Origin of the sequence: Rossellomorea sp. LjRoot5 (assembly GCF_964253455.1) — a bacterium.
Lineage (GTDB): Bacteria > Bacillota > Bacilli > Bacillales > Bacillaceae_B > Rossellomorea.
In genome coordinates, this window is sequence record NZ_CAXUQN020000001.1 from 4207501 (window position 1) to 4220258 (window position 12758).

The following is a 12758-nucleotide window of genomic DNA, read 5'->3' on the forward strand; positions in this document are numbered from 1 at the left end:
AACACCCGGCTCCTCCTGTTCACACTTGGCAACGAAGAACAATGCCTTGGTCCCCCGACATGCTTGAGCAGGCTCTTGAAGTCCTGATCCCCATGTTTGTATCCTTTACCTTCAATATGCAAGTGGTAATGACATAGCTCATGCTTTATAATTCCGATCAATTCTTCCATTCCGTGCTCATCCAGATATCTTCGATTAATATCGATATCATGGCTGCCTAACATATATCTTCCGCCCGTGGTTCGTAATCTTGGGTTGAAATACGCCTTATGTTGGAATGGCTTGTTGAATGATTGAATTGAAATTCTTTCAACTAATTGCTGCAGCTCAGCGTTCGTCATACAAATCCTTCTTTCTTAATTAGAACATGACAACCCATTATAGCATACACTAGGTATCACCTTATTGTTTTAAACTGACAATCTACTCGGAGAAAGACCATATTCTAAATCGGCACTTTCAAAGGGATAAGGAGGTTCAACCATGCCAAATTGGCTTGTCAATCAATTGAGGAAAGCTTATCTTGAGAAAGATCGATACCAGATCAAACTCCTTAATCAATGTTGGAATTTTTACAGAAAGAAAAACTGCTCTTAATGATGACTTTCTATTTTAAAGTTATTTCATCGTATATAAAAAGGAGCTGACCTCCAGATAGTTCCCTATCATCAGTCAGCTCCTATCCATTTCTTAAGGAACCATCGTCAGTGCGACCCTGCCCTTTTGGACATCTACACTATCAACCCAAACGGTCACCACATCCCCGACTGACACCACATCTAATGGATGCTTTACGAAACCATTTTTCAGCTTCGAGATATGGACAAGTCCATCTTGTTTCACACCAATGTCAATAAAGGCACCAAAATCTACTACATTTCGCACGGTTCCTTGTAACTCCATTCCTTCAGATAGATCCTCAAGCTTCAGAACATCTTTCTTCAGTAACGGTTTAGGAAACTCATCTCTCGGATCTCGACCAGGTCTAATGAGTGAATCGATAATATCCTTCAGAGTCAATTTCCCTATTTCCAACTCTTCACAGACTTCATCTATATTCAATTGTTCCAAAGACTGCTTGAGTTTTTCTGAACCGACGTCATTTACACTCATCCCCACTTTAGAAAGGAGCTTCTTTACATCGTTATAGTTCTCCGGGTGAATAGACGTCCTATCAAGCACCTCTTTCCCATCCATTATCCTCAGGAAGCCGATACATTGTTCGAACGTTTTTGCGCCAAGTCTTGGGATTTTTTTCAATTGTGCCCTAGAATGAAACTTCCCTTCTTCCTCCCGCTTTTTCACGATATTGTTGGCCACTGTTTTAGAAAGTCCTGCTACATATTGCAATAAGGAGGATGATGCAGTATTTACATTCACACCCACTTGGTTTACAGCCGTTTCCACTACAAAAGTTAGCGACTCGTTCAGCTTCTTTTGGGAAACATCGTGTTGATATTGCCCGACCCCTACTGATTTAGGATCGATTTTCACTAATTCAGCTAATGGATCCTGCAATCTCCGGGCAATGGAGACAGCACTTCTTTCTTCAACTTGAAGGTCCGGGAACTCTTCTCTCGCCACATCTGATGCGGAATATACGCTTGCCCCCGCTTCGTTGACTATTAAATATGAAATATTCCCGACTGCTTCTTTTAATATATCTACAACAAATTGTTCGGTTTCTCTCGATGCGGTTCCATTTCCAATAGCAACAACCTCAATCGAATATTTTGTCAAAATCGTTTTAAAAGCGTCCTCTGCCTTATTTCGTTGAGATTGAGATGTATGTGGATAGATCACATTGATATCGAGGGTTTTCCCAGTTTCATCAATGACGGCAAGCTTACAGCCAGTCCGAAATGCAGGATCGACACCCAATACCATCTTCCCTTTCATCGGAGGCTGGAGCAATAATTTACGCAAGTTTTCAGAGAAGATATGAATGGCTTGATCTTCAGCTTTGTCAGTTAACTCATTGCGGATTTCTCTTTCTACTGATGGCTGTATGAGCCTTTTATAACTATCCTCCACTGCTTCTTTCACAAGGGGCACGGAAATAGAGTGGATATTCTTAATGACCTGTTTTTCCAAATAGTTTTGAATACCCTCTGTATCTGGCTGGATGTTCACTTTGAGAATGTCTTCCTTTTCCCCTCTATTCATTGCCAGGACACGATGGGGGACAACTTTGTGAATAGGTTCCTGATAGGAGTAATACATTTCAAACACTTTTTTCTCGTCTAACTCTTCTTTTTTTACCTTTGATTCAATTAACCCTTTACGGAATGTATATTTTCTTATGTAGTCCCGGTAAGAAGCTTCATCGGATATATATTCAGCAATGATGTCCCGGGCTCCACCCAGGGCTTCTTCAACTGTTGTCACTTCATTCTCTTCAGAGATATAGTTTGAAGCTTCTCTTGTAAGGTCTCCTTTTAATGGAAAGGTTAGAATCCATTCGGCCAAGGGCTCCAAGCCTTTTTCTTTTGCTACGGTTGCTTTGGTACGCCTTTTTTGTTTATATGGACGATATAAATCTTCCACCATTTGCAGCTTATCCGCTTTTTGAATGGACCGGGCTAATTCTTCCGTTAACTTCCCCTGTTCTTCTATCAAACGGATGACTTCTTCTTTTCGCTGCTCTAGATTCTGTAGATAATTCCATTTGTCCATGATATTACGAATCTGGACTTCATCAAGTGCGCCTGTCTGTTCTTTTCGATAACGTGCGATGAAAGGAACGGTATTCCCTTCCTCCAGAAGTGAAATGACGTTTTTTACATTCTTTATTGATAAATTCAATTCTTTTGATACTTGATGAAGTAATGGTTCTTGATTTGTTAATGTTGCTGCCAATTGTATTACCTCCATTGATAGGATTCTTATTTATTTTACCATATCTGTCTTTTGGGATTGAAATAGGGCCTATAAACAAAAAAACTTACCCTAAGCCTGTTAGAGTAAGTTTCCAATGATATATGTTGTATCATCTGCTGTGCCGTCTACTAATGATTGAATATCACCCAGCGCCCCATGAAGGGTCGGATATCTTTGAAGGATATTCTTTACGCCGGAAATGCTCAATCCATCTGAATGAATGAGAAATCTTGAGTTGGTATCATAATGAAAACGTTGAGTTTTATACGTTTGAGGCCGTCCGGAGAGATAGCCTGTGACCGGTAAAGGATAGGTCATCTTACCTTCTGGTGCATACATATAAAAACGGATATTACCTACACAGCTATACACAAATTCTTTGGAATGATAATATGCTTTAATAATCGCCACGGCAGCTCGACGTTTGTTCTGCAGGACATCATTACATAGACTCATGAGAGTCTCGACATCTTCATGGTGATTTCTTTCTACAATCTCCACGACAGCATGTGATGATTCATATGCATACTTACCACTGCCTAAACCATCGGCAAGGACACAGATAAAGTAATCGTTTGTGGAAGTATAGAAATAACTATCACCACAAAAGGGATTCCCATTTTTCGATACTTGTTCTGCATAAAGCTCTACTTCATTTTGTTGAAGATAAGCCATTAATAATGACTCTCCGAATCGTCCATCTCTTCTTGAATGGCTTCCCGAAGCTTTTTGATCGCTCTTCTTTGCAAACGGGAAACATGCATTTGTGAAATACCGAGCTTTTCCCCAGCTTCTTTTTGGCTTAGGTTTTCTAAATAAGTGTGTTGTATAATAGCTTTTTCCCTGTCGGAAAGGACATGAAGGACTTTCTCCAGAACAAGTCGCTGGTTCACCTTTTCATAACCTTCATCCTGATCTCCTACGATATCCAGTATCGTAACCGTACTTCCTTCTGAGTCAGCCTCAATTGAGTGATCCACAGATAAAGCCTGATAACTTCTACCCATTTCCATCGCTTCCAGTACCTCTTCTTCACTTACTTCCAGGTACTCAGCAATCTCATGAACCTGTGGAGAGCGTTCCAATTGATTTGTTAACTCTTCAACCGTCGATTTAATTTTAGGGCCCAGTTCCTTAATTCTCCGGGGAACATGTACACTCCACGTTTTATCCCTGAGGAACCTTTTGATCTCTCCGATAATAGTTGGAATCGCGAAGGCTTCAAATGATCTGCCAAACGATTCATCGTACCTTCTGATCGCACCAAGCAGGCCAATCATCCCTACCTGGATTATATCCTCATGGAAAGACCTGCCCTTTGAATATTTCCTCGCAATGGACTCAACGAGATTCTGATAATGTAAAATGAGCTGGCTCTGTGCATCATCATCCTGGGTTTCCTGATAATCCTTGATCCACTTGAGTACTTTTTCTTTTTGTGCCTGCTGGTTAGGTTGAGATAGTTTTTTCATCCCTCTCCACCTGCTCTCCTGATAGGAGTTTAGTCATAAAGACTGTCACTCCCTCCTTGTGATGCACTTTTACATCATCCATAAGACTCTCAATAAGGTAAAGACCTAACCCACCTTCTCTTAAGAACTCAACGGAATGATCGGCATGATAAGGACCAACAGCACTGCGGATTTCTTTGAAATCAAAACTTTCACCGTGATCAGCCACCATCACTTCAAGGCGATCCTCGTATAGCGCGAATCCGACCACGACTTCTCCATCATTGTCTTTATACGCATGCTGAACCGCATTAGTGATCGCTTCACTTGTGGCAATCTTCAAATCCTCAATTGCATCATAGTCAAATCCCATACGACTAGCAATTCCCGAAAGCGTCAATCGAATGACCCCGACATATTCCGGCTTTGCGGGGATCTTCATCTCGATGTAATCAAAAGTTCGCATCATTCCACTCCACCTTCTACTTTGGAATTGATATTCATAATATCCCCTAAACCTGTAATATCAAACAATCTTTGCAAACGGTCAGATAGTCCGATTAGATTAAGCTGTCCACCACGGGCCTTAACTGTTTTAAACAGACCGACGAACACGCCTAGTCCCGTACTATCCATGTATGATACTTCTGAAAGATCGACTGTTATATCTTTATTATCAGATTCAGCAGATGGCTGAAGAGCTTCTTTAAGCTTTGGAGCTGTATATGCATCAATTTCACCGGCTACTTTAACTAGCAGCTCGTTTTCTTTTTCTTTCATATCTATTGATAAGTTCATAAAAAGACCACCTTTTTGGCAACATTATAATACGTCTCTATTTATTTACCCTATATTTGAAAAAATAAACTACATTACGAATTTCTTTTTATGATGATTAAGGTGAAATCGTCCCTAAGCTCAAAGTGCTGCAGCTTCTCTAGTTGCTTATACACATTATTGATGATCTCCTGAGTGGGAAGATGTGTATACCGGCTGATCAACTTCACCAGATCCTCCCTCTCGAGGAAACCTTCTTCTGTGCGGCATTCTGTTACTCCATCGGAAAGGAGAATAATCATATCCCCCACTTCCACACGTCTTTCATATTGTCTGTACTTCGCTTTTTTATCGACCCCTAATAGAAGGCCCTTGGCATCAAGGTCCTCATATTCATTGGTTGACGCTCTATAAAAAAAGCCGGGTTCATGCCCAGCTGATGAGTATGAAAACAGATGTTTCTCAGAATTATACACTCCGTAGAACATGGTAATGAACATACTGGCGTCCACGTTTTGTTCGACTACCCTGTTCAAGCTTTCCAATACAGCATTCGGTTCATTGCGATACTCTGGTAAACTGTCCATTGCATACTTGATCATGGACATACAAAGTGCCGCTGGTATACCCTTCCCGATTACGTCCGCAATGGCCACACTTACGCTGTCATTTTCATCCTGTACAAAGTGATAGTAATCACCGTTCATCTTCTTTGCCGGGACACTCACCGCTCCAATATCCAATCCTTCGACTGAAGGAATAACTGTGCCAAGGAGAGTTTGCTGCATATTGGATGCTACATCTATTTCATTATTCAATTCCTGTTGTTTCGTTCTCAAGCTTTGATGTTCACGATAGGCAAAACCATAACCTATCATGACTTCCAAAAGAATATCGAAAGAATGCAGCACCTGGTGCGGTATGTCTGGTTCCATCTCCAGGATGACATTCTTATGGAGACTGATGATTTCTTCCGGTGATACGTGGTGCTCAATTGATTTGCGACTGAATTTCTGTCCCAAATAAAGAGCTTTCTCATCTTGGTCGTTTAAATAGTGCTCAATAATCTCTCTATATTTTGAATCCATCAATTCTCTGAAATTCATATAACTCCCCCTAGCGGAGCCACTTGGTCGCCCTTATATCTGTTCCTTCACCTGGTACAGATTCGACGTTAAATTCGTCCATTAAACGCTTAACTCCAGGCAAACCTGCTCCTAATCCGCCTGATGTGGAATATCCATCTTCCATTACTTTTCTGATATCGGCAATACCAGGGCCTTCATCCAAGGCGATGATGCCCACGCCCTTTTTTCCGGCGTCAAATAATTTTTCAATGCAAATTTGACCATAGCCGGCATATAAATAGATGTTCCTTGCTAATTCGCTGATAGCCGTAGTGATACGAGCTTGGTCAACTGTGCCGAATCCGAGCTCTTTCGCTACATTCCTCCCTAACTGGCGGGCAGCAACGATGTCCCATTCATTCGTGATCTTCACGCAGGATTGGCTATCCATACCTAGTCCCCCAGTTCCAATTGTAATTTCTCCAGACCTTTTTCCAGATCCAAAGCGGTTAGGACGTCTTCTAACCTGATTCCAAGCTCGATCAACGTGATTGCTACAGCAGGCTGAATGCCTGTGATGACAACTTTTGCTCCCATCAGCCTGGACATATTGATCACATCTCCAAGTACTTTAGCGATGAATGAGTCAATAAAATCGATAGAAGTAATATCGATTACTACTCCCCTCGCACTAGTTTCATGAATCTTCTGAAGAAGATCCTCTTGAAATTGAAGGGCTGTCTGATCATCAAGCTCCCACTGAATGGAAATCAACAAACAATCATGCAGCTTTAAAATTGGTATTCTCACTCTAATCCCTCCGCCGAAACTATTTTTCGATTTGTCATTTCAAGAGCTTTTTCTATTCCTTTTCGTAACGTACTGTTTGTGCTGAACTGATTAAGATCAATACCCAAATTAACGATCGTCTGGGCAATCTCCGGTCTGATTCCCACCAGCATGCACTTCGCCCCGACTAAACGTACGGCTTCAGCAGCCTGGATGATATGATGGGCGACCATCGTATCCACCACCGGAACACCGGTAATATCAATCAGAACGACTTCGGCCCTGTGCTTCACCACACCATTTAACAGGTTTTCCATAATCAAACGGGCACGTTCAGTATCAATGGTGCCGACAAGCGGCATAATGGAAATCTTTTCAAATACCGGAATAAGTGGTGCAGATAATTCCTGTAATGCTATTTTTTGAAGAGAAACCGTTCTTTCCCATGATTCTGTGTAAGCTTTTACGACTCTGTTATACATCGGTGTCAGCCATTTATCAAACTTCTCAACCTGCGAAGCGTGATTTTCATCTGTGATCAGCTGATCCTCCATCATGCCTTCGTATACCACTTTACCAAATGTCCCTAAAGCGGTAGTTACAAATGTTAATGGCCACCCTAATCTAACAACCTTTTCAGCGAAGTCTTCAAGGCGGCTGTTGAATTCTTTCATATCTCTCAAATTAGCGGCAATCATTTCAACAAATTCATGGCTTGTCTTGGTGAACACCTGATCTGAAACGACTTGGAGAAACTTCTCATCCGCTTCATTTCGCATACGATCCATCCAAGTACTAGTGATTTCTGATTTATTGTCCTGAATATAAGCCGTGACTTCACTAAACATTTTGTTCTCTCCATTCTATCATATGAAATTTAACCCCAGTATTTAGGCCGATTGATGTAACCCAATCTTAAAGTAGTTTACAACAAAGAACGAAAATGACTTAATTACTTTAATAGTAACAAATAAATATGGAAAAGAAAAAGCCTATGCCTTTTCGGGTATTTATATTACTTTCTTTTCCCATTATAAATGGTTTACCTGGTTTTGTCATAAAATTGTCTATATTTCCATTATCCTGATTCTACTTTCAAGGCAGAATCAGGCTTCAATGGGTATTAAAATAAAAAAAAACAAAACAAAAAGGCTTAATGATCAAACATTTGTTGATCAGCAAGCCTTCTGGTTTGCAGTTATAATGTCTCTATTGTATACGTGATAATGGATTCACACGAAGGACGGATATGAGTTAAAACTGGATCAAACCCACACTGATCTGCAGGGCGTCGTCCACTTTCTCCATCATCTCATCATCCAGATGTGTAATCTTATCGGTAAGACGTTGTTTATCAATCGTTCGAATCTGTTCAAGCAAGATAACGGAATCACGTTCAAAGCCATAACGTTTTGCATCAATTTCAACATGAGTAGGCAGTTTTGCTTTTTGAATTTGTGCGGTAATGGCAGCTACAATAATTGTGGGACTAAACCTGTTCCCTATATCGTTTTGAATAACAAGTACCGGCCGAACTCCGCCTTGTTCTGAACCTACAACAGGAGAAAGGTCTGCAAAATATACGTCACCACGCTTAACAATCAAAGGATTAACCTCCGCTTACTAAGCGTTCGACTGTATGTTCTGCCTCATATTCTGCTTGAATCGCTTCTGAAGCGATTGCGAGATTAATCTTCGCCATTTCCATATAGCCGCGTCTCATAGATTCACGTAATTGTCTCTTCTTACGCTCTCTTAAATACATTTTGGTTGCACGATAAATAAACTCATTGCGATTCACATTTTCTTGATCTGCAAAGCCGTCTAATTCTGTAACGAGCTGTTGCGGTAGACGAATTAAGATTTCTGTTGTTGCGCTGGATTCAGACACAAACTACACCTCCACCAATCACTACATACCGTTTCTGTTCATTAACATATTTATCATACCATCAAATACAGGGAATGAAAAGTTAATTTATCAATCTCTTCTATTATCCACCAGTTAAAATACTAATTATTCATCAAACGGGTGGTTATTTTCCGATTGACGGTCCATCCCTGTCGATAAGAGCTTATTCGACACTTCCGTCGCCTCTCCGTTCCGTATATATATGCGCGGTACTCTTGTCGAGATGATACAAGGAATCTCATAGTTGATGGTATCAAGCTTTCGGGCAATTTCATCCATTGTGATGGCAGCTTCATCCTGCTCGCCTATCAAGGTGACGCGGGTACCGATCGACCGGGGTCCGGGAAGCCGGATCATACATTGATCCATACAGATCCTTCCAACAATTGGAATCCTCTCCCCGGCCACTAAAACGTCCTGACCCTGTAATTTCCGCAGCCACCCATCTGCATATCCGATCGGAATCGTCCCGACCCATTCCGATTCGGAAGCTTCATACGTAGCTCCGTAACTGACCTTCTCACCAGCTGCAAGTTCTTTTGCATGAATGAGTCTGGAATGGAGTGAAAAGACTTCCTTCAACGGAAATGGCAGTTCAGGTTTCATCTCGATTGATGGTGTAAGACCATACATAGCGATCCCCACTCTTACAGCGTTAAAAAGGGTATCCGTTTTCCTTAGAGTAGCAGCACTATTGGAAGAATGGATATACGCAGGGAGTGATTCTAGTTGTTCAAGCATATACTCGAAGCGCCCCAATTGCTCCTCAAGATAGTCATCATTCAGTTCATCCGCCGTAGCAAAATGGGTAAAGATCCCTTCAAGCTCGAATGGTGGGCGAGAATGGATATACCCCTCGATACCCTTTAATTCTTCGGATGTCCGAACGCCTATCCTCCCCATACCGGTATCACACTTGATATGGAGGTTTAAATGATCTTCTTTCGACAACTGTCTTTCAGCTTCCATAAGCCAATCCTTGCAGAAGACCGTTAATGAAATATCCAATTGAGAAGCAATCTTCACATCTTTTGGCCGCGTAGCCCCCAAGACAAGAATCGGAGCGGTGATGCCTCCCCTTCTCAAAGAAATCGCTTCATCCAGGAAGGCAACGGCCAATCCATGTGCCCCTGCAGCGAGGGCAGTGAGAGATGTTTGAACATCCCCGTGTCCATAAGCATTCGCCTTTACAACAGCAAATACATTCACGTCATCGGGGATATGACCTTTAATATTTTTTACATTTTCATATAAATGATCCAAATTGATTTCAGCCCATGTATCTCGAAAAAATTGCGTCTGGGTTTCCACTCTGTTCACTTCCTCATATCGTTACACAAAACATTGTCATTCTATTCAAGAATACCATGAATTATTCATATTATCATTGATTGTGGTGAACAGATTTTAGGATCTTTAGCAGGAATAAAACATCGACACGGGGTTTAATGGGGAAGGTGGAAGGGTTTAAAGGGTTTATGGCTGGAGATTGGATTTTACTCTTTATCACTTGATAGAAAAGAGGCGGACCCTATAGGCCCGCCCCGATCATAAAGATTATTTCACCATTGAACCTTGCACGGATTGTGCCACCATGACCATTTCCGAAGGAGTCAGGTCATTTGAAGCAAGCATATAATCCACACCATTATTCGTCCATCGGATGGACTGATCCGTCATGGCCGCTACAGTGAAGCCAAGGTCCACCAATTCCCCTTTAAGGGAGGTAGACACGGTCATCGTAGGGACGACAGTCGTCTTCTCTTGAACGATCGTAAAGGATTTTTCACCATCATAGGTTAAAATGACTCGTTTCCCAGTATCGGTCGCCACTTCTTTTTCTTCTATCAATTCAGTACCGGTGATTTCAGACATCGGGTAAAGAACGGTAAACTCCGTATCTTCTACTGCAGCTGTTACTGGAACCTCAAGCTGGGCGCCGGTCATATTTTTCTTCATATCGAAATCTTTTTTGTCAAACGCAGCTTTCATGTCCATCTTAGAGAACTCCACTTTCACAAGCGGGTTTTGATCTGAATCCATCACATTCACAGATGCCGGCGTCAAATCTTTTTTGTTGAAAGCAATCTCCTGTGTAGGGAGCATCTGACTGTTCTGGTAACGTGTTTTCGTGGTGAAGACATAGTGGCTCTTCGTTTCTTTGAAGGTCGCATCCTTGTCTTCCAAGACATCTTTGACAAGTGATTCATACAAGTATGCCTGACTGCTGTTTTCTGGCCAGTTGCTTTGGAATCGGAAGCTTTTATTCAGAGCCGGTGTCAGGACGAACACTCCCTCATCATTACGCAGGATCATTTGGCTTTGATCTTTCGTAGCATTCTTTAGGGCTACACGATAATAATTAGGGTCATTATGCCATACTTCCACATCATAGGTTTGGGGTTCTTCTCCCACCTGCAGGGTCATCTTTGCATCTGCTTTGTACCCCTTCATATCTTCTACTTTTGCCTTAAGGTCCTTGGTTACATCGTCTTTCGATTTCTCTCCGCAAGCGGCGAGTGCAAGCACCGCCAACATGACCATCACTAGTATCACTAGCTTTTTCTTCATTTTTTCAACCCCTTTTGTCCCAGGATAAACGTAATTGAGAGAGGGGAAGGCCACCTGTCAAAGAATGGACGATCCTTGAAAGAATGCCCGGTTCCATTCGCCAACGAACCGCGATTGTTAAACAACTGGCCTTGTCTCTCCTATTGCACTACTGAATATATGAGACAACCCGAGGGATTATGCTAGTGATGATGACAAGCTTGAAATTTTATTCTTCTATGACGACCTGGGCTGCCGCAAACTCCCTGCTATGAGTGATGGATAGATGGGAGGGCGTTCCCTCAGGCTTTGAAAAATAAGGCTTGCCGTTCCCATCCTTACTGATTTCAATATCCCGAAACGAAAGTACCGTACCGATCCCGGTTCCATTCGCTTTCGCGTAGGCTTCTTTCGCAGCAAAACGCCCAGCCACATATTCAATCCTGCGCCTTTCACTCAACGAAATGAACACATCCTCTTCTCTGTCCGTCAGGATCCTCTTAACGAACTTCGGCTGCCTTTCCAGCAATTCCCGTATGCGTCCGATTTCTACAATATCCAACCCTATTCCTTTAATCATATGCGACTCCCCTTCTACTCTTGTCCTGACCTGCATATTTTAATAATGAACTCTACTCGTGATTTTCATCATTTTCTTATACTATAGTACTAGCTGTTATTTTCGCGCACCAGGCCCATTTAGGAGGATACACTATGTTTGTACGAACTGAAAGTTTTTCTCAATTTCTACGGTACTATCCTATTATTTCCTTGATTGTACTGATTCATATCGCCCTATTTGCAGTCAGTGCCCTTCCCATCTTCCCTCAATTGTGGGTGTACGAGCAACTCGCTGGTATAAATGTATTTATAAAAGAAGGGGAATGGTGGAGACTGATCACTCCGATCTTCGTCCATATGGGTTTTGCTCATCTATTATTCAACTCGTTTTCTCTTGTCCTATTCGGACCACCTCTGGAAAAACACCTTGGAAAGGCAAAGTTCCTTTCCCTTTACTTAGCAAGCGGTGTGTTTGCCAATATCATTACCTATTTAATCAAACCCCTTACCTACAGCCACGTCGGTGCATCAGGTGCCATTTTCGGGTTATTCGGCTTCTATATTGCCATGATCGTTCTGAAAAATCATTTTATTACCAGGGAAAGCCGGCAGATTATCCTTCCCATCGTGATCATCGGGGTCGTTATGACCTTTATGCAATCAGGCATTAACATTACCGCCCATATCTTCGGGTTGATCGCGGGCTTTGTCATCGGATGGATTTCGGGGAGGAAATAAGAAATAGGCAAGAAGCGGCCAGGATTAGCAGGC

17 protein-coding genes (1 of these 17 running past the window's edge) are annotated in these 12758 nt (G+C 42.0%); 2 read left to right on the top strand and 15 right to left on the bottom strand.

Annotation, left to right across the window (positions count from 1 at the left end; genetic code table 11):
- Positions 1-341, bottom strand: partial view of a SprT family protein gene (locus tag ACSQ2E_RS21455; protein WP_435993980.1) — the 5' portion only. Its footprint begins 130 nt before the window's first position; the window shows 341 of its 471 coding nt (coding positions 1-341); it begins with the start codon at positions 339-341; the stop codon falls past the left edge of the window.
- Positions 342-483: 142 nt separating this feature from the next.
- Here ACSQ2E_RS21455 and cmpA point away from each other — a divergent pair, with 142 nt between their 5' ends.
- Positions 484-597, top strand: coding sequence for a cortex morphogenetic protein CmpA (cmpA, locus tag ACSQ2E_RS21460; RefSeq protein WP_094075192.1), 114 nt, complete (start codon positions 484-486; stop codon positions 595-597).
- A gap of 93 nt (positions 598-690) precedes the next feature.
- Here the strand turns inward: cmpA and ACSQ2E_RS21465 are convergent, their stop codons facing one another.
- The 14 genes from ACSQ2E_RS21465 to acpS all read right to left on the bottom strand — a co-directional run bounded on the left by ACSQ2E_RS21465 (position 691) and on the right by acpS (position 12006).
- On the bottom strand, positions 691-2859 hold the full coding sequence (locus ACSQ2E_RS21465; protein ID WP_435993982.1) for a Tex family protein: 2169 nt from the start codon (positions 2857-2859) through the stop codon (positions 691-693).
- Between the two features lie 99 nt (positions 2860-2958).
- Positions 2959-3555 carry a PP2C family serine/threonine-protein phosphatase gene (locus ACSQ2E_RS21470; protein WP_435993984.1) on the bottom strand — a complete coding sequence of 199 codons (597 nt, stop codon included), beginning with the start codon at positions 3553-3555 and terminating at the stop codon, positions 2959-2961.
- Complete coding sequence (gene sigB, locus ACSQ2E_RS21475; protein ID WP_435993986.1) at positions 3555-4352, bottom strand: RNA polymerase sigma factor SigB; 798 nt, start codon at positions 4350-4352, stop codon at positions 3555-3557. The genes ACSQ2E_RS21470 and sigB overlap by 1 nt, the downstream gene beginning before the upstream one ends.
- The gene (rsbW, locus tag ACSQ2E_RS21480) at positions 4330-4797 is read right to left on the bottom strand and encodes an anti-sigma B factor RsbW (RefSeq protein WP_435994683.1); all 468 of its coding nucleotides are present in this window, start codon (positions 4795-4797) and stop codon (positions 4330-4332) included. Before rsbW ends, sigB begins: the two co-directional genes overlap by 23 nt.
- Positions 4797-5129: an anti-sigma factor antagonist gene (locus ACSQ2E_RS21485; protein ID WP_435993988.1), complete on the bottom strand. Its 333-nt coding sequence runs from the start codon at positions 5127-5129 to the stop codon at positions 4797-4799. The genes rsbW and ACSQ2E_RS21485 overlap by 1 nt, the downstream gene beginning before the upstream one ends.
- A gap of 74 nt (positions 5130-5203) precedes the next feature.
- Positions 5204-6214, bottom strand: coding sequence for a PP2C family protein-serine/threonine phosphatase (locus ACSQ2E_RS21490; RefSeq protein ID WP_435993990.1), 1011 nt, complete (start codon positions 6212-6214; stop codon positions 5204-5206).
- 10 nt (positions 6215-6224) lie between these two features.
- Positions 6225-6626 (bottom strand): anti-sigma regulatory factor, encoded by a 402-nt coding sequence (locus ACSQ2E_RS21495; RefSeq protein ID WP_435993992.1) that lies wholly within the window; start codon positions 6624-6626, stop codon positions 6225-6227.
- 2 nt (positions 6627-6628) lie between these two features.
- Positions 6629-6985 carry an STAS domain-containing protein gene (locus ACSQ2E_RS21500; RefSeq protein ID WP_034763058.1) on the bottom strand — a complete coding sequence of 119 codons (357 nt, stop codon included), beginning with the start codon at positions 6983-6985 and terminating at the stop codon, positions 6629-6631.
- Complete coding sequence (locus ACSQ2E_RS21505; protein ID WP_435993995.1) at positions 6982-7812, bottom strand: RsbT co-antagonist protein RsbRA; 831 nt, start codon at positions 7810-7812, stop codon at positions 6982-6984. The genes ACSQ2E_RS21500 and ACSQ2E_RS21505 overlap by 4 nt, the downstream gene beginning before the upstream one ends.
- Positions 7813-8218: 406 nt before the next feature.
- Positions 8219-8569, bottom strand: coding sequence for a type II toxin-antitoxin system endoribonuclease NdoA (gene ndoA, locus ACSQ2E_RS21510; RefSeq protein ID WP_034763063.1), 351 nt, complete (start codon positions 8567-8569; stop codon positions 8219-8221).
- A gap of 4 nt (positions 8570-8573) precedes the next feature.
- Complete coding sequence (locus ACSQ2E_RS21515) at positions 8574-8855, bottom strand: CopG family ribbon-helix-helix protein (protein ID WP_032085355.1); 282 nt, start codon at positions 8853-8855, stop codon at positions 8574-8576.
- A gap of 126 nt (positions 8856-8981) precedes the next feature.
- The gene (alr, locus tag ACSQ2E_RS21520) at positions 8982-10187 is read right to left on the bottom strand and encodes an alanine racemase (RefSeq protein WP_435993997.1); all 1206 of its coding nucleotides are present in this window, start codon (positions 10185-10187) and stop codon (positions 8982-8984) included.
- A 246-nt stretch (positions 10188-10433) separates the two neighbouring features.
- A complete protein-coding gene (locus ACSQ2E_RS21525) occupies positions 10434-11447 on the bottom strand; it encodes a LolA family protein (protein ID WP_435993999.1) in 1014 nt (337 codons plus the stop codon).
- A gap of 208 nt (positions 11448-11655) precedes the next feature.
- The gene (gene acpS, locus ACSQ2E_RS21530; RefSeq protein WP_435994001.1) at positions 11656-12006 is read right to left on the bottom strand and encodes a holo-ACP synthase; all 351 of its coding nucleotides are present in this window, start codon (positions 12004-12006) and stop codon (positions 11656-11658) included.
- 134 nt (positions 12007-12140) lie between these two features.
- Between acpS and ACSQ2E_RS21535 the strand changes: the two genes are divergently transcribed.
- Positions 12141-12725: a rhomboid family intramembrane serine protease gene (locus ACSQ2E_RS21535; protein ID WP_435994003.1), complete on the top strand. Its 585-nt coding sequence runs from the start codon at positions 12141-12143 to the stop codon at positions 12723-12725.
- The last annotated feature ends 33 nt before the right edge of the window (positions 12726-12758 follow it).